This window comes from Qipengyuania seohaensis (assembly GCF_002795865.1).
Lineage (GTDB): Bacteria > Pseudomonadota > Alphaproteobacteria > Sphingomonadales > Sphingomonadaceae > Qipengyuania > Qipengyuania seohaensis.
Genome location: NZ_CP024920.1, coordinates 217,705 through 236,697 on the forward strand (window position 1 = coordinate 217,705; position 18,993 = coordinate 236,697).

At 61.0% G+C, this 18,993-nt stretch carries 31 protein-coding genes; all 31 read right to left on the reverse strand.

The annotated features are described in order from the left end of the window. Position 1 precedes the first annotated feature (1 nt). Complete coding sequence (locus CVE41_RS01030; RefSeq protein ID WP_100259013.1) at positions 2-778, reverse strand: hypothetical protein; 777 nt, start codon at positions 776-778, stop codon at positions 2-4. 145 nt (positions 779-923) lie between these two features. Next, entirely contained in the window at positions 924-1,514 is a 591-nt protein-coding gene (locus CVE41_RS01035; protein WP_100259014.1) for a hypothetical protein, read from the reverse strand. Positions 1,515-1,644: 130 nt separating this feature from the next. Further along, positions 1,645-3,045: a serine hydrolase domain-containing protein gene (locus CVE41_RS01040; RefSeq protein WP_100259015.1), complete on the reverse strand. Its 1,401-nt coding sequence runs from the start codon at positions 3,043-3,045 to the stop codon at positions 1,645-1,647. A gap of 91 nt (positions 3,046-3,136) precedes the next feature. Further along, positions 3,137-3,556 carry a 50S ribosomal protein L17 gene (rplQ, locus tag CVE41_RS01045; RefSeq protein ID WP_090478754.1) on the reverse strand — a complete coding sequence of 140 codons (420 nt, stop codon included), beginning with the start codon at positions 3,554-3,556 and terminating at the stop codon, positions 3,137-3,139. Between the two features lie 89 nt (positions 3,557-3,645). Further along, on the reverse strand, positions 3,646-4,701 hold the full coding sequence (locus CVE41_RS01050; RefSeq protein ID WP_100259016.1) for a DNA-directed RNA polymerase subunit alpha: 1,056 nt from the start codon (positions 4,699-4,701) through the stop codon (positions 3,646-3,648). Between the two features lie 104 nt (positions 4,702-4,805). Next, complete coding sequence (gene rpsK / locus CVE41_RS01055) at positions 4,806-5,195, reverse strand: 30S ribosomal protein S11 (RefSeq protein ID WP_090478760.1); 390 nt, start codon at positions 5,193-5,195, stop codon at positions 4,806-4,808. Positions 5,196-5,250: 55 nt separating this feature from the next. Continuing rightward, positions 5,251-5,619, reverse strand: coding sequence for a 30S ribosomal protein S13 (gene rpsM, locus CVE41_RS01060; RefSeq protein WP_100259017.1), 369 nt, complete (start codon positions 5,617-5,619; stop codon positions 5,251-5,253). Positions 5,620-5,897: 278 nt separating this feature from the next. Next, complete coding sequence (locus CVE41_RS01065; protein WP_232725739.1) at positions 5,898-6,554, reverse strand: SRPBCC family protein; 657 nt, start codon at positions 6,552-6,554, stop codon at positions 5,898-5,900. 85 nt (positions 6,555-6,639) lie between these two features. Further along, a complete protein-coding gene (locus tag CVE41_RS01070; protein WP_100259018.1) occupies positions 6,640-7,284 on the reverse strand; it encodes an adenylate kinase in 645 nt (214 codons plus the stop codon). A gap of 32 nt (positions 7,285-7,316) precedes the next feature. Further along, positions 7,317-8,681 (reverse strand): preprotein translocase subunit SecY, encoded by a 1,365-nt coding sequence (secY, locus tag CVE41_RS01075; protein ID WP_100259019.1) that lies wholly within the window; start codon positions 8,679-8,681, stop codon positions 7,317-7,319. 105 nt (positions 8,682-8,786) lie between these two features. Then, positions 8,787-9,317, reverse strand: a complete 531-nt coding sequence (gene rplO, locus CVE41_RS01080) for a 50S ribosomal protein L15 (protein ID WP_100259020.1) — start codon at positions 9,315-9,317, stop codon at positions 8,787-8,789. Between the two features lie 94 nt (positions 9,318-9,411). Further along, positions 9,412-9,612, reverse strand: coding sequence for a 50S ribosomal protein L30 (gene rpmD / locus CVE41_RS01085; RefSeq protein WP_090480179.1), 201 nt, complete (start codon positions 9,610-9,612; stop codon positions 9,412-9,414). A gap of 5 nt (positions 9,613-9,617) precedes the next feature. Further along, complete coding sequence (gene rpsE, locus CVE41_RS01090; RefSeq protein WP_232725832.1) at positions 9,618-10,415, reverse strand: 30S ribosomal protein S5; 798 nt, start codon at positions 10,413-10,415, stop codon at positions 9,618-9,620. After that, entirely contained in the window at positions 10,415-10,759 is a 345-nt protein-coding gene (rplR, locus tag CVE41_RS01095) for a 50S ribosomal protein L18 (protein ID WP_090478770.1), read from the reverse strand. Before rplR ends, rpsE begins: the two co-directional genes overlap by 1 nt. Position 10,760: 1 nt before the next feature. After that, positions 10,761-11,294 carry a 50S ribosomal protein L6 gene (rplF, locus tag CVE41_RS01100; RefSeq protein ID WP_100259021.1) on the reverse strand — a complete coding sequence of 178 codons (534 nt, stop codon included), beginning with the start codon at positions 11,292-11,294 and terminating at the stop codon, positions 10,761-10,763. Then, on the reverse strand, positions 11,294-11,689 hold the full coding sequence (rpsH, locus tag CVE41_RS01105; RefSeq protein WP_006831892.1) for a 30S ribosomal protein S8: 396 nt from the start codon (positions 11,687-11,689) through the stop codon (positions 11,294-11,296). Before rpsH ends, rplF begins: the two co-directional genes overlap by 1 nt. 11 nt (positions 11,690-11,700) lie before the next feature. Then, positions 11,701-12,006 (reverse strand): 30S ribosomal protein S14, encoded by a 306-nt coding sequence (gene rpsN / locus CVE41_RS01110; RefSeq protein ID WP_100259022.1) that lies wholly within the window; start codon positions 12,004-12,006, stop codon positions 11,701-11,703. A gap of 41 nt (positions 12,007-12,047) precedes the next feature. Further along, on the reverse strand, positions 12,048-12,626 hold the full coding sequence (gene rplE / locus CVE41_RS01115; RefSeq protein ID WP_100259023.1) for a 50S ribosomal protein L5: 579 nt from the start codon (positions 12,624-12,626) through the stop codon (positions 12,048-12,050). Next, complete coding sequence (gene rplX / locus CVE41_RS01120; protein ID WP_100259024.1) at positions 12,619-12,939, reverse strand: 50S ribosomal protein L24; 321 nt, start codon at positions 12,937-12,939, stop codon at positions 12,619-12,621. Before rplX ends, rplE begins: the two co-directional genes overlap by 8 nt. Position 12,940: 1 nt before the next feature. Beyond that, the gene (gene rplN, locus CVE41_RS01125; protein WP_006831888.1) at positions 12,941-13,309 is read right to left on the reverse strand and encodes a 50S ribosomal protein L14; all 369 of its coding nucleotides are present in this window, start codon (positions 13,307-13,309) and stop codon (positions 12,941-12,943) included. Positions 13,310-13,368: 59 nt separating this feature from the next. Beyond that, positions 13,369-13,659, reverse strand: a complete 291-nt coding sequence (rpsQ, locus tag CVE41_RS01130; RefSeq protein ID WP_100259025.1) for a 30S ribosomal protein S17 — start codon at positions 13,657-13,659, stop codon at positions 13,369-13,371. Between the two features lie 10 nt (positions 13,660-13,669). Continuing rightward, complete coding sequence (gene rpmC, locus CVE41_RS01135; RefSeq protein WP_090478791.1) at positions 13,670-13,876, reverse strand: 50S ribosomal protein L29; 207 nt, start codon at positions 13,874-13,876, stop codon at positions 13,670-13,672. Further along, the gene (gene rplP / locus CVE41_RS01140; RefSeq protein WP_090478793.1) at positions 13,876-14,310 is read right to left on the reverse strand and encodes a 50S ribosomal protein L16; all 435 of its coding nucleotides are present in this window, start codon (positions 14,308-14,310) and stop codon (positions 13,876-13,878) included. Before rplP ends, rpmC begins: the two co-directional genes overlap by 1 nt. Positions 14,311-14,331: 21 nt before the next feature. Then, the gene (rpsC, locus tag CVE41_RS01145; RefSeq protein WP_100259026.1) at positions 14,332-15,027 is read right to left on the reverse strand and encodes a 30S ribosomal protein S3; all 696 of its coding nucleotides are present in this window, start codon (positions 15,025-15,027) and stop codon (positions 14,332-14,334) included. Position 15,028: 1 nt separating this feature from the next. Beyond that, the gene (gene rplV, locus CVE41_RS01150) at positions 15,029-15,406 is read right to left on the reverse strand and encodes a 50S ribosomal protein L22 (protein ID WP_006831883.1); all 378 of its coding nucleotides are present in this window, start codon (positions 15,404-15,406) and stop codon (positions 15,029-15,031) included. Further along, positions 15,406-15,681, reverse strand: a complete 276-nt coding sequence (rpsS, locus tag CVE41_RS01155; RefSeq protein ID WP_100259027.1) for a 30S ribosomal protein S19 — start codon at positions 15,679-15,681, stop codon at positions 15,406-15,408. Before rpsS ends, rplV begins: the two co-directional genes overlap by 1 nt. 6 nt (positions 15,682-15,687) lie before the next feature. Then, positions 15,688-16,524, reverse strand: coding sequence for a 50S ribosomal protein L2 (rplB, locus tag CVE41_RS01160; RefSeq protein ID WP_100259028.1), 837 nt, complete (start codon positions 16,522-16,524; stop codon positions 15,688-15,690). A gap of 14 nt (positions 16,525-16,538) precedes the next feature. Then, entirely contained in the window at positions 16,539-16,847 is a 309-nt protein-coding gene (locus tag CVE41_RS01165; RefSeq protein WP_090478807.1) for a 50S ribosomal protein L23, read from the reverse strand. Then, positions 16,840-17,463: a 50S ribosomal protein L4 gene (rplD, locus tag CVE41_RS01170; RefSeq protein ID WP_100259029.1), complete on the reverse strand. Its 624-nt coding sequence runs from the start codon at positions 17,461-17,463 to the stop codon at positions 16,840-16,842. The genes CVE41_RS01165 and rplD overlap by 8 nt, the downstream gene beginning before the upstream one ends. Positions 17,464-17,465: 2 nt before the next feature. Next, positions 17,466-18,302 (reverse strand): 50S ribosomal protein L3, encoded by an 837-nt coding sequence (rplC, locus tag CVE41_RS01175; protein WP_100259030.1) that lies wholly within the window; start codon positions 18,300-18,302, stop codon positions 17,466-17,468. A 244-nt stretch (positions 18,303-18,546) separates the two neighbouring features. After that, the gene (gene rpsJ / locus CVE41_RS01180) at positions 18,547-18,858 is read right to left on the reverse strand and encodes a 30S ribosomal protein S10 (RefSeq protein WP_006831877.1); all 312 of its coding nucleotides are present in this window, start codon (positions 18,856-18,858) and stop codon (positions 18,547-18,549) included. Positions 18,859-18,993: the final 135 nt, after the last annotated feature.

Genomic DNA, 18,993 nt, shown 5'->3' on the forward strand with positions numbered 1-18,993 from the left:
TTCAGGCGGGATCGCCGGGATAGACCGGGCGATCATCTTCGCCTTCGCCCTCCACAGGTCCTCCGGGATACGAAGGTTGCTGGCCATTATCGGCGGGCAAAGACGCTTCAGGGGCCATTGCGGTGCGATCGTCGAGCCTGTCCCACTCGGCAGCGTAGCGCGTATCGTCCCACTGCTTGTCATCGGTCACACCGGCATAGCCGTCGTCATCACGGTCTTCATCGCCCTGCCAATTGCCGGACTGACCGAAATCGACATCCCGGACCCGTCCGTCGCTACCGATCTCGCAGGAAAATCCGGCGCCGCTGGATACGGTGCCGCTGACCTGCAGCCCGTTTGCGGTGCGATCTGCTCGGTCCACCGTCTCGACGCGTTCGTCACGCTCCACCGCGTCCACGCACATGCTTACGGCGCGATCAATACCCCGCCCATCGTCCCAGCGCGCATCGTCGCGGCGATAGTCGGGATAGTCGCGATCGCGATTCCTGCGGTCGTCGCTACGCTTCGCGCTGTCGGCAATTGCGGCGATGCCACCGATGATCAGTACGCCGGTCAGCACGTCACCGAGGCTGGGCCCGCGATGGTGGCGATAATGCCGATACCGGCGGTAGCGGTGGTTTTCGTAAGTCTGGTCGGCAGGATCATACCTGGTGACACCTGCCGGTTTCGTAGGCGAAACCGATGCCTGCGGGATGGATGCCGCAGCGACCGGTGATACCCCGATGGACGCAGTTGCGAGTACGGCGGGCGCGAGAGCCCAGGTGTGCAATTTCTTCATGCGAAGTTTCCTCTGCATTCGCGCCTCCACCTGGCGCAAAGGATGACCGGACTACGGATGTCAGGTCTCAGCTTTAGCACGGCTGAACCGGACACAAAGACGGCCCGAACCGCAAGGTCCGGGCCGCCGGTGGATTAGTGGGCGATTAGCGAAGTCCGCGAATGCCGCTGAAGTCGACGTGGCTCACGCGGCCCCGCTCGATATAGCAGGTGAACTTGCCGTTATCTTCATTGCGGTAGCGACGGCGGTCATCGCGGTCGTACCTGTCGTAACGGTCATAGTTGCCCCACCGACCGCCGCGTTGGCCGTCGACGACAATGCGGCCCTTAACTCTCCAGCCATAACGCGTGTCGTCCACATCGCGGATGTCGGTGACCTGCGCATAGCGGTAGCCGTAGCGACGGGCATCCTGCTTGGCGGCAGCAACGCAGCGTTCGACTGCGGCGCGAGGATTACCCCGGTTGCGGTAAGCACCGCGGCGATACTCACCACCGTCGCGATAATAGCGTCCGTCGCGATAGTAGCGGCCATCGCGATAGTAATCGCGGTCACGCTTTGCGGAATTGGCGATAGCGGCAATGCCGCCAATGATGACTGCACCGGCAATAACGTCGCCGACGGAGATACCATCGTCGCGGTCGCGGGCCTGGGCCGGGGTTGCGGTGGCAAGCGCCATTGCTCCGACGGCAGCAGTTGCGATCCCACCCTTCGCAATATTCTTTGTGATCTTGGTCATGTGAGGCTCTCCTCATCTCTACCCAGGCGGGATTGCCTCGGTTGATTGAGGTTCTAGGCGAGTCGCACTGAGGTGAGCCTGAATCCCGATTGCAGGCGATGTTCAGAAAACTGTCGTTTTTCCTGAATGGCTATTTCTCAAGGGATTCAAGGACATCGCGCGTGAACGCCGCAATGTCGAACCGCGATCCGCTGGGGTCTTCTCCCCTTCTCACGATGACGACGTTAAGGCTCGGGACGATCACGACATACTGGCCGCGGTTGCCCATTGCAGCGAAAGTATCGGTAGGCACGCCGTCGGAATTGTTGAGCAGCCAGAAGCCTGCACCATAGCCGAAGGGGCCGCCGGGCTGTGGTCCGGACGGGGAGGAGACATATTCGACCCATCCTTCGGGCAGGATCCGCGTACCGTCGGGGCCCACTCCATCGTTGAGGTACAACTCGCCAAGCTTCGACAGATCATGCGCATGCGCCCAAACCTGGCTGGAAAGGACATAATTCCCACGCCAGTCGTATTCGGGAATAGTGTCGCTCATGCCGATCGATTTCAGCACCTCACGCGGCGGATGGGCTTCGAACGTTTCGCTGATCGCTGCAACCGCTGCCAGCGTATCGTTGTTGGCGTAGCGGTAGACGGTGCCCGGCTTGTAGATGAGGGGCCAGTTCTGGGCCCGCTCGTCGACCGTAGTTCCACCCCAATAAAGGGGTTCCGTGCGGTTGCCCGGCGTATCGGAATAGCGACCCGACGCCATGCGAAGAGCGTGGTCGATGGTGATCTCGCGGCGCGGGTCGAAATTGCTCATCCCCGCAAGGCTGGCCGTACCTTCAACCGATATCTCCCCGCGCTGAACGGCTGCCCCGACTATTGTCGCTGCAATGCTTTTAGCGACCGACCATGTGCGCTGCGGAGTGAACAGCGTGAAATCGGGACCGGTGGCCCAATCGACAGGTTTGCGATCCTTCGTCACCAAAACCGCTGTCGTCCGCGTTCCCTCACCATAGGTCTCATCCAGAGCCGCCGCCAGAACAGCATTGGTAGCGGATGAAGGTGGGGCAGGCACAGAGAACGCAGGTGGCGCAGGCAGGGCGAATGTCAGCGATCCGTCGCTGCTCACGTTATTCGGCGTGTACTCACCTCCGGCAGGATCCATGCCGATGGGCATGATGACGCAGCCAGAACCGGGAAAATGCTTGGCCGAGCGCGGAGGCGCATCTTGCGCCCAGCTCACGTCCACCCGGTTGACCGCGCCCGATCCATCGGCCCCGTCGCGCAGGATTTCGTAAGGCAGGTCGCGAATGATCCCGTCGTATCGCGCGTCGACCCCCGTCAATTCCCACTGGTGAACACTTTCGGGTGATCGCTGCGCGCCAGACCATTCCGCATTGGCAATCGCGCTGCACAGGAACAGCGCCTTGTACCCTGCCGCCAGCGCGCGGGAATAGCGGGCGTCGATCACCTCTTGGGCGGTCGATTGGGCAGCGAGGGGGGTGGTGACGAGGAGCGCGCTGGCTGCAAGAGCGTATCTGATCATGCGCGCCTTGTGACACGACTTCCCCAGCGCGCAAAACAAAAGGGCCGGAGGATTGCTCCCCCGGCCCTTCGTTATTCTTAGGCAGAAGCGCTTACGCGTCTTCCATTTCCTCGTCGCCCATGACCGGACCACTGTCCTGGCCCTTGGCGTCGACGTCGCGGTCGACCAGCTCGATCACGGCCATCTGCGCAGCATCGCTGCCACGATAACCGGCTTTGATCACGCGGCTGTAACCGCCTTCACGATCGGCATAACGCTCTGCCAGAACGTCGAACAGCTTCTTCAGCTGCGTTTCGTCCTGCAGGCGAGCCATCGCAAGGCGACGGTTCGAAAGGCCGCCGCGCTTTGCCAGCGTGATCAGCTTTTCGATGTAAGGGCGCATTTCCTTCGCCTTGGGCAGCGTGGTCATGATCTGCTCGTGCTTGATCAGCGCAGCAGCCATGTTGCGCAGCATTGCATGACGGTGACCCGTCTTGCGCTGAAGCTTGCGGCCGGAAATCTTATGACGCATTTTCTTGTCCTTCGTTCGTAGGGGGCCCGTATGAGGTAGCCCGAAACAGGCCGGAAAAAGGGGTCCGGCCTATGCCCCTTGGAAATCGATTAACCGAGCAGCTCTTGTTCGAGCTTCTTGGCCATTTCCTCGATGTTTTCTGGCGGCCAGCCAGGGATGTCCATGCCGAGGCGCAGACCCATCGAGCTCAGGACTTCCTTGATCTCGTTGAGCGACTTGCGGCCGAAGTTCGGCGTACGGAGCATCTCGGCCTCGGTCTTCTGGACTAGGTCGCCGATGTAGATGATGTTGTCGTTCTTCAGGCAGTTCGCCGAACGGACCGACAGTTCCAGCTCGTCGACCTTCTTGAGAAGGTAACGATTGAGCTGGTTGGTGTCGCTTTCCTGCGGCTCTGCAGCCTGGCCGATCATCGCCGAAGTCGGCTGCGGGATGCCGTCTTCGAAGTGGACGAACAGCGTCAGCTGGTCCTGGAGGATACGCGCAGCGTATGCCACGGCGTCTTCCGGAGTGACGGTGCCGTCGGTCTCGATGTTCAGCGACAGCTTGTCGTAATCCAGTTCCTGGCCCACGCGAGCGTTGTCGACCTTGTAGCTGACCTGGCGAACCGGCGAATACAGGCTGTCGACCGGGATGAGACCGATCGGCGCATCGGCCGGACGGTTCATCACGGCGGGGCGATAGCCCTTGCCCGCATCTGCGGTCAGTTCCATGTTCAGCGTCGCACCTTCGTCGAGGTGACAGATCACGAGATCCTTGTTCATGATCTCGATATCGCCCGAAACGGCGATGTCGCCTGCCTTGACTTCGCCCGGGCCAGTGGCCGAGAGCTGAAGGCGCTTGGTGCCTTCACCTTCCATCTTGAGCGCGATTTGTTTCACGTTCAGGACGATGTCGGTGACGTCCTCGCGCACGCCTGCGAGCGAGGAGAATTCATGCAGCACGTTCTCGATCTTGATCGAGGTGATGGCCGCGCCCTGGAGCGAGGACAGCAGCACACGACGCAGCGCATTGCCGAGCGTCAGGCCGAAGCCACGCTCGAGCGGTTCGGCAACGAAGGTCGCCTTACGCTTCTTGTCGCCACCGTCTTTGATGTCGAGGGTGTTGGGTTTCTTGAGTTCCTGCCAGTTCTTGATGTTGACGGACATGGATTTCCCCTGGTGTGGATGCGGGCAGGACCGGAGCTCTCAGTGAGCGTCCGGTCCGTGAAGATTGTCGGCGGCCCGTTGCCGGACCGCCAGGCAGGTACGGATCAGACGCGACGACGCTTGGACGGCCGCACACCATTGTGCGGGATCGGCGTAACGTCGCGGATCGAGGTGATCGTAAAGCCGACAGCTGCGAGACCGCGAAGGGCGCTCTCACGACCCGAACCCGGGCCCTTAACTTCGACTTCGAGGGTGCGCACACCATGCTCGGCAGCTTTCTTGCCGGCATCGTCTGCTGCAACCTGGGCCGCATAGGGAGTCGACTTGCGGCTGCCCTTGAAGCCCATCATCCCGGCGCTGGACCAGCTGATAGCATTGCCCTGTGCGTCGGTGATGGTGATCATCGTATTGTTGAAGCTGGCGTTGATGTGCGCAACGCCGCTGGAAATGTTCTTTTTGTCGCGGCGCCTAACGCGGCCGGGTTCGCGTGCCATGATGTTACTTCCTTACATATTCTCAAGAAGGGAAAAGCGCTGGGAGACCCCAGGCTTACTTCTTCTTGCCGGCGATCGGCTTGGCCTTACCCTTGCGGGTACGGGCATTGGTGTGAGTGCGCTGGCCGCGAACGGGCAGGCCGGCACGGTGACGAAGACCGCGATAGGAACGCAGGTCCATCAGGCGCTTGATGTTCATCGCGGTGTCGCGACGAAGATCGCCTTCGACCATGTGCTCTTCGTCGATCGTTTCGCGAACGCGCAGGATTTCCTCGTCGGAGAGGTCCTGGACACGACGAGCGTGATCGATGCCGAGCTTGTCAGCGATCTCAACAGCCTTGGTACGGCCGATTCCGTGAATATAGGTGAGCGCGATAATAACGCGCTTGTTGGTGGGGATGTTTACCCCGGCAATACGAGCCACTTAATTCTCCATGCTCCACAGGGTCCTTTGAAGCGGGACCCTATCTCAACGCCTTGTTTTCATTGATACAGCCGGCCGTGCTTCACGCAAAAAGCCCGGATGGCGTGCAAAAGATACCGCCTGCCGGACTCACCGAAAGTGTCGAATGAAAGGCGCGCTTAGGCGGATTCGGCCGCTAGGTCAACAGCCCGCGCACGCAAACGACGAGGCCACCCATATGGGTAACCCTGCGCGTGATACAACCTCGTGATAACCGTCGAGCAAGCCTACGTCAAAAATCAGTCTGCCAAAGCGTCGATTTGATCCCCGACGCTGTCCTCTTCCGCCCCCTGATCGGCGGCTTCCGTATCGGCGCCGGGATCCTCCTCAGCATCATCGCCCCCTTCCCCATCCATCCCACCGAGATGGTCGCGAAGGCCGCGCAGCTGCTGGTTCATGACGCCGTCCACCGCCTTGGAAATCTGGTCGATTTCAAAGCCCATCGGACCGCCGACATTGTATTCCCAGTCGATCCGGGTGCCGCCATCGATCGCCGAGAGGGTTACCGTCAGCACGCCTGTGGCAGGCACCGCCTGGAGCGGCCCGAGACCTCCGCGAAGGCGCAAGGCTCGATCCGGTACCGCCTGGACGACAACAGCATGCTGCGCGCTGCCATCGAGGGGGATGTCGCCCTCGCCCGGGATCCTCTCGCAGAAGCACCCTCCAGCGGACGGCACCAGCGTCATGTTGGACGCATCGGCAGACCAGGTGTGCGCGTCATTCCACCAGGCGGAAGGTTTGATCAGGGCCAGCCATGTTTCGCGCGGTGTGGCGGCTACTGCGGCCGAGGCCTTCGTGACGAATCCGCTTTCGCTCGTCGCGACGACCTTCGCAGCCGTAGGAACCGCGAAGGTCGCGAGGCCGATTGCGGCTAAAGTTGCATAGAGGCGCGGCATTGTTCTCTCCCGGATCATTCGGGCGAGTTGTATGAGCGCGAAAGTGGTTTGGAAAGGGCAGTCTGCACCCCCCTCGCCCGCAATATCAGGTCAGTATGGCGTCGATGGCGTGGGTTACATCATCGATCGCGCCCATGCCGTCGACCCGGTTCACGATGCCGCGAGCTTCGTAGCCCGGCAGGATCGGAGCGGTTTCGTTGCGATACACCTGCATGCGGTGGCGCACGGTTTCTTCATTGTCATCCGGACGGCGCTTGAACTCGGTCGAGCCGCACTGGTCGCAGACCCCCTCTACCTTCGGTTGCTTGAAGGTGTCGTGATAGCCCGCACCGCAATTGGCGCAGGTGAAGCGACCGGTAATACGCTGGACCAGAGCGTCTTCGTTGACTTCCAGCTCGATAACATGGTCGAGGCTGCGGCCGTGCTTGGCGAGGATCTCGTCGAGCTGGTCAGCCTGGGCTGCCGTACGAGGATAGCCGTCGAAGATAGCACCGGTCTCGGGCCCCATGTCGGCAAGCTTGGCATCGATCATGGCCGACACGATATCGTCCGAGACGAGACCGCCCGAATCCATGATGTCCGCGACCTTCCGACCAAGCTCCGTGTCCGCCTTGCGAGTTTCGCGGAGCATGTCGCCAGTCGACAGCTGCATCATGCCGTGATGCTCGACCAGGCGCTGCGCCTGGGTACCCTTGCCTGCGCCCGGAGGGCCGAGAAGAATTATATCCATCGCGTGAGGTCCCTTTCGCCTTCGCTCATGCCTTAACGAAGGCGACCCTTCAACTTGGCCTTTTTGATGAGATCGCCGTACTGATGCGCCAGCAGGTGCGACTGGATCTGGCTAATCGTATCGACAGTCACGTTCACGACGATCAGCAGGCTGGTACCGCCAAGGAACAGCGGGATACCGGTCTGGGCGATCATGTATTCGGGCACCACGCAGACGAATGTCAGGTAGATGGCGCCGATCACCGTGATGCGCGTGAGAACGTAATCGAGATACTGCTCGGTGCGCTTGCCCGGACGGATACCGGGGATGAAGCCGCCATTCTTCTTCAGGTTCTCTGCGGTCTCTTCGGGATTGAAGACGACTGCGGTGTAGAAGAAGCAGAAGAAGATGATTCCGAGGCCGTACAGCGTCATGTAGAGCGGCTGACCGTGCTGGAGGTATTGCAGAACCGTCTGCACGACGCCGCCGAAGCTGCTTTCCGTATCCAGCGAATTACCGGCGAACTGCGTGATCGTCAGCGGCAGCAGAAGCAGCGAGCTGGCGAAGATCGGCGGAATGACGCCTGCGGTGTTGAGCTTGAGCGGAAGATGCGAACGGTCTGCCTGCATCCCGCCGCGCTGGGTTGCGCGCTTGGGATACTGGATCAGCAGCCGGCGCTGGGCGCGCTCGAAGAAACTGATCAGGAGGATCAGGCCGACGACCATCACGATGAAGCCGAGCAGGATGCCGGTGGCGATCGAGCCTTCGCTGTATCCGGTCGCCATGTTCGTCACGAAGGTGGGGAACTGTGCGACGATTCCGGCCATGATGATCAGCGAAACGCCGTTGCCGATACCGCGACTGGTGATCTGTTCACCCAGCCACAGGAGGAACATGGTGCCGCCGACAAGGCTGATGACCGCGCCGACGCGGAACATGTAGCCGGGATCGACCACGGCTGCGATGCCGTTAGCCGCCCCGAAGCTTTCAAGACCGGCGGCAAGGAACCAGCCCTGCACTGTGCAAAGCAGCACCGTACCGTAGCGAGTATACTGGTTGAGCTTCTGGCGGCCGACCGTCCCCTCTTTCTTGAGAGCGGCGAGCGTGGGGTGCAGGGCCGAGGCCATCTGCACGACGATCGAAGCTGTAATGTAGGGCATGACGCCGAGCGCAATGAGGCTCATGCGCTCCAGGCTACCGCCCGTGAACATGTTGAACATGTCGATGATGCCACCCTGGGTGACATCGGCCAGCTGCGTCAGCGCACGGGCATTGATGCCCGGTAGCGGAACGAAGCTCAGGAAACGGAAAACGATCAGCGCACCGATCGTGAACCAGATGCGCTGCTTGAGCTCAGTGGCCTTGGAGAAATTGGCGAGACTTATGTTGCTCGCGAAACTGTCGGCGCTTGATGCCATTGGTCGTCTTCGATCCTAGCTTGTCGCCGGCCCGTCCCGGCGCTGACCGGACAGATAGGGAGCGGAAGGCCGAATGTCGAACCCCCGCTCCCTTATTTCCATCGATTACTTTGCCTTCTTGGCCTTGTTGGCCTCGGTGCGAGCAGCCTTTTTCTCATGCTCGGGCTGCGCCTTGGGCAGCACTTCAACCGAACCACCGGCCTTTTCGACGGCTTCGATCGCGCCCTTGGAGGCACCGGCAACGACGAACTTCGCCTTCGCCTTGATCTCACCCTTGCCGAGCAGGCGGACGCCGTCCTTGCCGCCGCGTGCGAGGCCGGCGGCCTGCAGCGCTGCGTGGTCGATGTCCTTCTTGGCGTCGAGCTTCTTCGCGTCGATGAACTTCTGGATCATGCCCAGGTTCACTTCGGCAAAGTCCTTGCCGAACGGGTTGTTGAAGCCGCGCTTCGGCAGGCGCATGTGAAGGGGCATCTGGCCGCCTTCGAAGCCCTTGATGGCAACACCCGAACGGCTCTTCTGACCCTTCTGGCCACGGCCAGCGGTCTTGCCCTTGCCCGAACCGATGCCACGGCCGACACGGATGCGCTCCTTGCGGGCGCCGGGGTTGTCACGGATGTCGTTGAGTTTGATAGTCATGGTCTGCACTCGCTTTCGCTTTTGTTCGCGCTGAAAAATGGAAGCGGCCCGCTATCGCAGCAGGCCGCTCCCGTCAAATTGTTCCGTCGACTGATTAGTCGACGATCTCGACAAGATGCGGGACCTTGGCGACGGCACCACGCACTTCGGGAGTGTCCTGGCGTTCTACGACCTTGTGCATCTTGTTCAGGCCAAGACCGATGAGGATCTTGCGCTGTCCTTCCGGACGGCGGATCGGCGAGCCGATCTGCTTGAGCTTGATGGTTTTAGCCCCATCATTTTTCTTAGCGGCCATCATTTTTACTCCGCGATAGCGGCGGCGTCGGCTTCAGCCTCTGCCTCCGACGCACCACCGCGACCAAGGAGGTCGGCGACCTTCTTGCCGCGACGCTGGGCAACCGACTTCGGCGAAGTCTGGTCGGTCAGCGCGTCGAACGTGGCGCGGATCATGTTATAGGGGTTCGAAGTGCCGACCGACTTGGTCACCACGTCTGCAACGCCCAGGCTTTCGAAGACGGCACGCATCGGACCACCGGCGATGATACCGGTACCCGGAGGCGCCGTACGCACGGTAACCTTGCCGGCACCGAAGCGACCGTTGCCGTCGTGATGGAGGGTACGACCTTCCTTCAGCGGGACGCGGATCATCTTCTTGCGAGCAGCGGCAGTTGCCTTCTGGATCGCTTCCGGCACTTCGCGGGCCTTGCCCTTGCCGAAGCCGACACGGCCCGAACCGTCACCCACGACCACGAGTGCAGCGAAACCGAAGCGCTTGCCGCCCTTCACCGTCTTGCTGACGCGGTTGATGTGGACGAGCTTCTCGATGATGCCATCGTCTTCTTCTTCGCGACGACCGCCACGGCGATTATCACGACCACCACGGCCACCACGGCCACGATCGTTGCCACCGCGGCCACCGCCACGGTTGCCACGTCCGCGCGGCTGACCTTCGGCACCCTGTGCAGGGTCCTGGTTGGCAGCAGCTTCCGAAGGCGTATCGGCGACTGCCGGCTCTTCGTTGGTCACGGCGGTTTCGGTTTCGGCCGTCACGACCTTTTCTTCGGTCTTTTCTTCGGTCTTGTTTTCATCAGCCATGATCAGAACTCCAGCCCGCCTTCACGAGCGGCGTCGGCCAGCGCTTTCACGCGGCCATGGAACAGGAAACCACCGCGGTCGAACACGACGTTGGTCACGCCGGCCTTCTTTGCAGCAGCGGCGATGTCGGAACCGACCTTCTTGGCGGCATCGACATTGGCACCCGAGCCCTTCACGCCCAGCGTCGAGGCAGCGGCAACGGTCTTGCCGGCAGCATCGTCGATGATCTGCGCGTAGATGTGCTTACCGGTGCGGTGGACCGACAGGCGCGGCTTGCCACCAGCGCGGCTGCGAAGCGCAGTACGCACACGGCGGCGGCGGCGTTCGAAAAGGGAAAGCTTTGCCATCTTACTTCTTCTTCCCTTCCTTGCGGAAGATATACTCGCCGCGGTACTTGATGCCCTTGCCCTTGTAAGGCTCGGGCTTGCGCCACTTGCGGACGTTAGCCGCAAACTGGCCCACGGCCTGCTTGTCACTACCGCTGATTTCTACGGTGGTCTGGTCCGGGGTCTTCACCTCGATACCTTCCGGAACATCGAGGTCGACGTCGTGCGAGTAACCGAGCTGAAGCTTGAGCTTCTTGCCCTGTGCCTGTGCACGATAACCAACGCCGTTGATCTCGAGGACCTTGCTGAAACCTTCGGTAACGCCTTCGACCAGGTTCGACACCAGCGTGCGCTGCATGCCCCAGTGGTTGCGTGCCTGACGGGTGTCATTGGCCGGAGTGACCGAGATTTCGCCGTCTTCCAGCTTGTACTCGACCAGATCGGACATACCCATGGAAAGGGTGCCCTTGGGACCCTTCACACTGAGCGTGCCATCTTCGATCTTGGCCTCGACCCCACTCGGGATCGCGACGGGTTTTTTACCGATGCGGCTCATCAGAATACCTCCGCCAGCACTTCGCCACCGACATTGTCGGCACGTGCCTCGGCGTCCGAGAGCACGCCCTTCGGCGTCGAGACGATGGTGATGCCAAGGCCGTTACGGACGACGGGGAGTTCTTTCGAACCCGCGTAGACGCGGCGGCCGGGCTTGGAGACGCGGGCGACGTGCTTGATAGCCGGTTCGCCTTCGAAATACTTCAGTTCAATCCGCAGCTGCGGGTGCTTGCCCGAAGCATCGTCGCTGTAGCCACGGATGTAGCCTTCGCGCTGGAGCACTTCGAGGACGTTTGCACGCAGCTTGCTAGCCGGCGAAAGGACGCTGTCCTTCTTCGCCTGCTGGCCGTTGCGGATACGGGTGAGCATATCACCCAGGGGATCGGTCATAGCCATCTATCGATTCCTCACCAGCTCGACTTGGTCAGGCCCGGAATCAGGCCCTTGTTGCCGAGGTCGCGCAGTTCGATACGGTTAAGGCCGAACTTGCGGTAATAGCCGCGCGGGCGGCCGGTGGTGGAGCAGCGGTTACGCACCCGGGTCGGGTTCGCATTACGCGGCAGTTCAGCCATCTTGAGGCGCGCGATCAGTCGCTCGCCTTCATCGAGGCTCTCGTCGTCTGCGATCGCCTTCAGCTTTGCGAACTTCTCCGCATACTGCTTGACGAGCTTCTTGCGACGCTCATTCTTGTTGATCGAACTCAGTTTCGCCATTGGACTTAAGTTCCTTCCTTATCTCTCGATCGGAAGGCGGCTCACGCCGCCTCCTTCTCTTCCGACTTTTCAGCCGGGAACGGGAAACCGAACAGACGCAGCAGTTCGCGCGCTTCTTCGTCGGTCTTTGCCGTGGTTGTTACGATGATATCCATGCCCCGGACCTTATCGATCTGATCGTAGCTGATCTCGGGAAAGATGATCTGTTCTTTGAGGCCCATTGCGTAGTTGCCGCGACCGTCGAACGACTTGGCGTTGAGGCCACGGAAGTCGCGGATGCGGGGCATTGCGATGGTCACAAGGCGATCAACGAATTCGTACATGCGCTCACGACGAAGGGTGACCTTCGCGCCGATCGGCATGCCTTCACGCAGCTTGAACTGTGCGATCGATTTCTTGGCCTTGGTGATAACCGGCTTCTGGCCGGCAATCAGTGCCATCTCTTCGGCTGCAGTCTGGACCTTCTTCTTGTCCTGGCTGGCTTCGCCCACACCCATGTTGAGCGTGATCTTTTCCAGCTTCGGAACCTCAAGACGGTTCTTGTAGCCAAATTTCTCGGTCATCGCCTTGACGATCTGGTCGTCGTAGCGCTGCTTCATGCGAGGCGTATAATCAGCCATCGATGGTCTCCCCGGATTTGACGGCGACGCGCACCTTCTTGCCGTCCTTTTCTTCGAAACGGACGCGGGTGGGCTTGCCATCCTTGGGATCGGCCACAGCAACCTTGCCGATCGGCATCGGAGCTTCGAAGCGGTCGATACCACCCTGCGGGTTCTGCTGGGTCGGCTTGCGGTGACGGGCCGCGATGTTCACACCTTCGACGACGAGTTTGCCGTCCTTGGGGCTTACTTTCGACACGGTGCCGGTCTTGCCCTTATCCTTGCCGGACAGGACTACGACGGTGTCACCCTTCTTGATCTTAGCGGATGCCATCTTAGAGCACCTCCGGAGCAAGCGAGATGATCTTCATGAAGCCGCGGCCACGCAGTTCGCGTACCACCGGCCCGAAGATACGGGTGCCGATCGGTTCTTCGTTCTTATTGACGAGAACCGCGGCGTTGCTGTCGAAGCGGATCACGCTGCCATCGGGGCGGCGTACGTCCTTCTTCGTGCGCACGATGACAGCGCGATGGACATCGCCCTTCTTCACCTTGGTGCGCGGCTGGGCTTCCTTGACGGAAACCACGATCACGTCGCCGACGGACGCGGTGCGGCGCTTGGAGCCGCCCAGTACCTTGATGCACTGGACGCGCTTGGCGCCGCTATTGTCCGCGACGTCGAGATTGGATTGCATCTGGATCATTGATCCGTTTCCTTCTCACTGGCTTGCCGGAACAAGTCCGGCAGTTCCTAACGTCTAACTCAGTTGCCTGCGGCTTCGACTTCGAGGTCAGCCTCGACAGCCTGCGTTCCGCCTGCCGTTACTCGATCCTTGACCAACCAGGTCTTGGTCTTCGAGATCGGCTTGGTCTCTTCGATGCGCACGACGTCGCCGAGCTGGTACTCGTTCTTCTCGTCGTGGGCGTGGTACTTCTTCGAGCGGCGGATGATCTTCCCGTAGAGGGGGTGCTTCACCTTACGCTCGACCAGTACGGTCACGGTTTTGTCGGTCTTGTCGGAGGTGACGGTCCCGATCAGAATACGCTTGGGCATGGTCTACTCCTTAAGCCTTGGCAGCGGCGCTGGCGCGCTCGGTCTGCAGCGTCTTGATCTTGGCGATCGAACGGCGGACTTCGCGGATGCGGGCGGGCGCTTCGAGCTGGTTCGTCGCAGCCTGGAAGCGCAGGTTGAACTGCTCACGCTTCAGGTTGGTCAGTTCCTCTGCCAACTGGTCGTCGCTCTTCTGGCGCAGATCTTCGATCTTGCTCATCATTCGCCTCCCAGGTGCGAGGAGTCACCCAGACGGGCAACAACCTTGGTCTTTACCGGCAGCTTCATCGCTGCGCGGCTGAACGCTTCGGCGGCCAGCGGGCCGGCAACGCCGTCGAGTTCGAACAGAATACGGCCCGGCTTTACGCGAGCGGCCCAGTATTCGACGGAGCCCTTACCCTTACCCTGACGGACTTCGGCAGGCTTCTTCGACACCGGCACATCGGGGAAGACGCGGATCCAGAGACGGCCCTGACGCTTGATGTGACGCGTGATCGCACGACGCGCAGCTTCGATCTGGCGTGCGGTGATACGCTCGGGCTCGAGGGCCTTGAGGCCGTACGAGCCGAAGTTCAGCGTGGTGCCGCCCTTGGCGTTGCCATGGATCTTGCCCTTGAACGCCTTGCGGTACTTGGTTTTCTTCGGTTGCAGCATGGTTCTTTCCTAATCCTGCAATCAGCGAGCCGGACGGACGCCGGACGTCTGCGATTCCATCATGAGACGGTCCTGCGCGGTCGGGTCATGGCCGAGGATCTCACCCTTGAAGACCCACACCTTGATCCCGATGATGCCGTAAGCGGTTAGCGCTTCGGCTTCAGCGTAATCGATGTTGGCGCGCAGCGTGTGCAGCGGCACGCGGCCTTCGCGATACTGTTCGACACGTGCGATTTCTGCACCGCCAAGACGGCCGCCACACATGATCTTGATGCCTTCGGCACCAAGGCGCATGGCCGACTGCATGGCGCGCTTCATAGCGCGGCGGAATGCGACACGGCGGATCAGCTGATCGGCAATGCCCTGCGCGACGAGCTTCGCGTCGACTTCCGGCTTGCGGATCTCGACGATGTTCAGCTTCACTTCGCTTTCGGTCATCTTCGACAGCTGCGCACGCAGCTTCTCGATGTCCGCGCCCTTCTTGCCGATGATGACGCCGGGACGCGCAGCATAGATCGAAACGCGGCACAGCTTGGCCGGACGCTCGATCACAACCTTCGAGATCGCAGCCTGAGCAGCGTTCTTGAGGATGTACTTGCGGATCTCGATGTCTTCGCTCAGCAGCTTCGCATAGTCGCGCCCTTCGGCGTACCAGCGGCTGTCCCAGGTGCGGTTGATCTGCAGGCGCAGACCGATCGGATTGCTCTTATGGCCCATCTTACGCCTCTTCCTGCTCGCGAACGACGATCCGAAGGCGGCTGAACGGCTTCAGGATGCGCGTCGACTTGCCGCGACCACGGGTGTGGAAGCGCTTCATCGTGATCGACTTGCCTACCGAAGCCTCGGCTACGACCAGCGAGTCGACATCGAGGTTGTGGTTGTTTTCCGCGTTGGCGATCGCCGAAGCGAGAACCTTCGTGGCATCCTTGGCCATCGACTTCTTCGAGAAGGCCAGGATGTTGAGGGCCTCTTCGGCCTTCTTGCCGCGGATGAGCTCGGCAACGAGGTTCAGCTTCTGCGCGGAACCACGAATGGTGGTGCCTACTGCCAGAGCCTCGTTGTCGGCGACGCGACGGGGAGCTTTCTGCTTGCTCATCAGCGCTTACCCTTCTTGTCGGCAGCGTGACCCGGGAACGTGCGCGTGGGCGCGAATTCACCAAGCTTGTGGCCGACCATTTCTTCCGAAACGGCTACGGGGATGAACTTGTGGCCGTTGTACACGTTGAACGTGAGACCGACGAACTGGGGCAGGATAGTGCTGCGGCGCGACCAGGTCTTGATCGGCTTGGCATTGGTTGCATCCTGAGCCTCTTCGGCCTTCTTCAGAAGGCTGAGTTCGACGAACGGACCTTTCCAGACGGAACGAGCCATGTCGGATTACCTCTTCTTCTTCGCGTGACGCGAACGGATAATGAACTTGTCCGTCTGCTTGTTCTTGCGGGTGCGGGCGCCCTTGGTCGGCTTACCCCACGGAGTGACGGGATGACGGCCACCGCTGGTGCGGCCTTCACCACCACCGTGCGGGTGATCGACCGGGTTCTTGGCGACACCGCGGGTCAGCGGCTTGATGCCCATCCAGCGACGACGACCGGCCTTGCCCAGGTTCTGGTTCTGGTTGTCCGGGTTCGACACGGCGCCAACGGTGCCCATGCAGTCGGCGCGCAGGTAACGCTGCTCGCCGCTGTTGAGACGCACGATGACCATGCCGCGGTCGCGACCGACCAGCTGGACATAGGAACCTGCAGCGCGAGCGATCTGGCCGCCCTTGCCCGGCTTCATTTCCACGTTGTGGCAGATCGTACCGACCGGCATCTGGCCGAGCAGCATTGCGTTGCCGGGCTTGGTGTCGGCCTTTTCGGCTGCGATCACCTTGTCGCCGACAGCGAGACGCTGCGGAGCCAGGATGTAGGCCTGCTCACCGTCTTCGTACTTCACAAGTGCGATGAAAGCGGTGCGGTTGGGATCGTATTCGATCCGTTCCACAGTGCCTTCAGCGTCCCACTTGCGACGCTTGAAGTCGATGAAGCGGTACTTCTGCTTGTGACCGCCGCCGATGCCACGCGAGGTGACATGGCCCTTGTTGTTCCGGCCACCGGTCTTGCGCTTGCCTTCCGTGAGCGACTTGACGGGCTTGCCTTTGTACAGGCCCGACTTGTCGACGAGGATGAGGCCGCGGCGCGCGGGGCTCGTCGGTTTGTAATTCTTGAGTGCCATTGTTTCCTAGCCCCTCAGATACCGCTGGTGACGTCGATGCTATCGCCGTCCTTCAGGGTGACGACAGCCTTCTTCACGTCATTGCGCTTGTAGGGCTTGCCGCGCCAACGCTTGGTCTTGCCCTTGACATTGATCGTGTTGACGCCGGTCACGCTCACGTCAAAGATCGCCTCGATGGCTTCCTTGATCTGCGGCTTCGTTGCGTCATTGGCCACTTTGAAGACGACCGCATTATGCTCGGAAGCAAGGGTCGACTTTTCGGTGATGTGCGGTGCGAGCACGACGTCATAGTGACGCGCGTCTACTGCCTGCTTCTTAGCCATTGAAACGGCCCTCCAGCTTTGCGACCGCGTCCTTGGTGAGGACGAGCGTATCGTGCTTCAGGATGTCGTAAACGTTGGCGCCCATGGCGGGCATTACGTTCACGCCCGGCAGGTTTCCGGCGGCCTTCTTGAAACCGTCGTTCACGCTTTCGCCGTCGATGACCAGGACCTTGCCGTTCCAGCCATTCTTGTCGAACACGCCCTTCAGCGCCTTCGTCTTGGCGTCCTTGAGCTCGAGGCTGTCGACGACGACGAGGCCGTCCTTCGCCTTGCTCGAGAGGGCCATCTTGAGGCCGAGTGCGCGGATCTTCTTGTTCAGCGACTGCTCGAAGTCCCGCTTGCGCGCACCATGAGCCTTACCACCACCGATGAAGATCGGAGCGCCACGATCGCCGTGACGTGCGCCGCCCGAACCCTTCTGACGACCGAACTTCTTGCCCGTGCGGGCAACGTCCGAACGCTCACGCGTGGGGCGTGCAGTGCCGCGGCGGTTTTCAAGCTGCCACGTTACAACGCGGTGAAGGATGTCGGCACGCGGCTCGAGACCGAACACATCTGCGTTCAGTTCGATATCGCCCGACGCCTTACCGTCGATTTTCTGGACCTTGACCTTCACGATCAGGACTCCTTGCTATCGGTGGCATCACCCTCGGCACCAGCTTCCTGCTGTGCGAGAAGCTTCGCCTGAGTTTCGGCGTCCACCTCGGTGTTCACTTCATGCTCGGCTGCGCTTTCGACCAGACCTGCAGCCGCTTCTTCCGAAGCAAACTCGTCCTGGTTACGGCGCATGACGCCCGGGAACGGGAGTTCCTCGGCCGGAGCAATCTTCACGGCATCGCGAACCATGAGCCAGCCATTCTTCGCGCCCGGGACCGAACCCTTGACGAAAAGAAGACCGCGATCGGCGTCGGTGCGCACGATCTCGAGGTTCTGCTGGGTACGCTGACGGTCGCCCATGTGGCCGGCCATCTTCTTGCCCTTGAACACGCGGCCCGGATCCTGGCGGTTACCCGTCGAACCGTGCGAACGGTGCGAGACCGAAACACCGTGCGAAGCGCGCAGACCACCGAAGCCCCAACGCTTCATGGCGCCGGCAAAGCCCTTACCCTGCGTGTGGCCGGTGATGTCGACCTTCTGGCCCGCGATGAAGTGCTCTGCAGAAATGCGAGCGCCGACCGGAAGCAGGGCTTCCTCGCTGTCGACGCGGAATTCCGCGACCTTCATCTTCAGCCCGACTTCTGCCTTGGCAAAAGCTTCGCGCTGCGGCTTGTTTACGTTCTTCTGCTTCGCTTCGCCCGAACCGACCTGGACGCCATAATAGCCGTCGCGGTCCTGCGTGCGATGTGCGGTAACCTGGCAATCTTCCAGCGAAAGAACGGTCACGGGTACGTGCCGTCCGTCCTCCTGGAAGAGGCGGGTCATCCCGACTTTCTTTGCGATCACGCCTGTGCGCATCGTCAAACTCCTCAACAGAGGCACCCAGAGGCCCATCCCCAGGGTGCTTGCCAGCCCGATGATATGATGCGTGCCCCGTCCGGGCTGATTGCCTCCATGATGGAAGCAGACGGGGGACGCAGTCCCGAGCTAATGCCCGGCGGTATCCCGATGTCTTGCCTGACCCGAAGGTCCGGCGGGGCAATCGAGGGCCCCTTTGAACTTCCGGCTGCTTTAAGGTCCTGCCGGGGACCGGATCAGTGGCTTAGGCCAGCTTGATCTCGACGTTCACGCCAGCTGCGAGGTCGAGCTTCATGAGCGCATCGACGGTCTGGGCGTTGGGCTGCACGATGTCGAGCAGACGCTTGTACGTGCGCACCTCGAACTGCTCGCGCGACTTCTTGTCGATGTGCGGGCCGCGGTTCACGGTGAACTTCTCGATGCGCGTCGGCATGGGAATGGGACCACGAATGAGGGCACCCGTACGACGTGCGGTGTCTGCGATTTCACCAGTTGCCTGGTCGAGAACGCGATGGTCGAACGCCTTGAGGCGAATGCGGATATTCTGTGCTTCCATTACCTACACCGATGCGAAAGAGCCAAGCGGGCCGGGGGTGACCCGCAAACAAAAAGAAAGGTCCGCCTCGCATTGGACCCGGCTTCCCGGAACGAGCGACCTTCCATGAATTCGATAAATCAGAGACGAATCTCT

What these genes read in the sequence shown, in the direction of transcription:
- CVE41_RS01030 (WP_100259013.1), bottom strand. Translation starts at nt 778, where the DNA reads ATGAAGAAATTGCACACCTGGGCTCTCGCGCCCGCCGTACTCGCAACT.
- CVE41_RS01035 (WP_100259014.1), bottom strand. Translation starts at nt 1,514, where the DNA reads ATGACCAAGATCACAAAGAATATTGCGAAGGGTGGGATCGCAACTGCT.
- CVE41_RS01040 (WP_100259015.1), bottom strand. Translation starts at nt 3,045, where the DNA reads ATGATCAGATACGCTCTTGCAGCCAGCGCGCTCCTCGTCACCACCCCC.
- rplQ (WP_090478754.1), bottom strand. Translation starts at nt 3,556, where the DNA reads ATGCGTCATAAGATTTCCGGCCGCAAGCTTCAGCGCAAGACGGGTCAC.
- CVE41_RS01050 (WP_100259016.1), bottom strand. Translation starts at nt 4,701, where the DNA reads ATGTCCGTCAACATCAAGAACTGGCAGGAACTCAAGAAACCCAACACC.
- rpsK (WP_090478760.1), bottom strand. Translation starts at nt 5,195, where the DNA reads ATGGCACGCGAACCCGGCCGCGTTAGGCGCCGCGACAAAAAGAACATT.
- CVE41_RS01065 (WP_232725739.1), bottom strand. Translation starts at nt 6,554, where the DNA reads ATGCCGCGCCTCTATGCAACTTTAGCCGCAATCGGCCTCGCGACCTTC.
- CVE41_RS01070 (WP_100259018.1), bottom strand. Translation starts at nt 7,284, where the DNA reads ATGGATATAATTCTTCTCGGCCCTCCGGGCGCAGGCAAGGGTACCCAG.
- secY (WP_100259019.1), bottom strand. Translation starts at nt 8,681, where the DNA reads ATGGCATCAAGCGCCGACAGTTTCGCGAGCAACATAAGTCTCGCCAAT.
- rplO (WP_100259020.1), bottom strand. Translation starts at nt 9,317, where the DNA reads ATGACTATCAAACTCAACGACATCCGTGACAACCCCGGCGCCCGCAAG.
- rpmD (WP_090480179.1), bottom strand. Translation starts at nt 9,612, where the DNA reads ATGGCCGCTAAGAAAAATGATGGGGCTAAAACCATCAAGCTCAAGCAG.
- rplR (WP_090478770.1), bottom strand. Translation starts at nt 10,759, where the DNA reads ATGGCAAAGCTTTCCCTTTTCGAACGCCGCCGCCGCCGTGTGCGTACT.
- rplF (WP_100259021.1), bottom strand. Translation starts at nt 11,294, where the DNA reads ATGAGCCGCATCGGTAAAAAACCCGTCGCGATCCCGAGTGGGGTCGAG.
- rpsH (WP_006831892.1), bottom strand. Translation starts at nt 11,689, where the DNA reads ATGGCTATGACCGATCCCCTGGGTGATATGCTCACCCGTATCCGCAAC.
- rpsN (WP_100259022.1), bottom strand. Translation starts at nt 12,006, where the DNA reads ATGGCGAAACTGAGTTCGATCAACAAGAATGAGCGTCGCAAGAAGCTC.
- rplE (WP_100259023.1), bottom strand. Translation starts at nt 12,626, where the DNA reads ATGGCTGATTATACGCCTCGCATGAAGCAGCGCTACGACGACCAGATC.
- rplX (WP_100259024.1), bottom strand. Translation starts at nt 12,939, where the DNA reads ATGGCATCCGCTAAGATCAAGAAGGGTGACACCGTCGTAGTCCTGTCC.
- rplN (WP_006831888.1), bottom strand. Translation starts at nt 13,309, where the DNA reads ATGATCCAGATGCAATCCAATCTCGACGTCGCGGACAATAGCGGCGCC.
- rpsQ (WP_100259025.1), bottom strand. Translation starts at nt 13,659, where the DNA reads ATGCCCAAGCGTATTCTGATCGGGACCGTCACCTCCGACAAGACCGAC.
- rpmC (WP_090478791.1), bottom strand. Translation starts at nt 13,876, where the DNA reads ATGAGCAAGATCGAAGATCTGCGCCAGAAGAGCGACGACCAGTTGGCA.
- rplP (WP_090478793.1), bottom strand. Translation starts at nt 14,310, where the DNA reads ATGCTGCAACCGAAGAAAACCAAGTACCGCAAGGCGTTCAAGGGCAAG.
- rpsC (WP_100259026.1), bottom strand. Translation starts at nt 15,027, where the DNA reads ATGGGCCATAAGAGCAATCCGATCGGTCTGCGCCTGCAGATCAACCGC.
- rplV (WP_006831883.1), bottom strand. Translation starts at nt 15,406, where the DNA reads ATGAGCAAGCAGAAAGCTCCCCGTCGCGTCGCCGACAACGAGGCTCTG.
- rpsS (WP_100259027.1), bottom strand. Translation starts at nt 15,681, where the DNA reads ATGGCTCGTTCCGTCTGGAAAGGTCCGTTCGTCGAACTCAGCCTTCTG.
- rplB (WP_100259028.1), bottom strand. Translation starts at nt 16,524, where the DNA reads ATGGCACTCAAGAATTACAAACCGACGAGCCCCGCGCGCCGCGGCCTC.
- CVE41_RS01165 (WP_090478807.1), bottom strand. Translation starts at nt 16,847, where the DNA reads ATGGCTAAGAAGCAGGCAGTAGACGCGCGTCACTATGACGTCGTGCTC.
- rplC (WP_100259030.1), bottom strand. Translation starts at nt 18,302, where the DNA reads ATGCGCACAGGCGTGATCGCAAAGAAAGTCGGGATGACCCGCCTCTTC.
- rpsJ (WP_006831877.1), bottom strand. Translation starts at nt 18,858, where the DNA reads ATGGAAGCACAGAATATCCGCATTCGCCTCAAGGCGTTCGACCATCGC.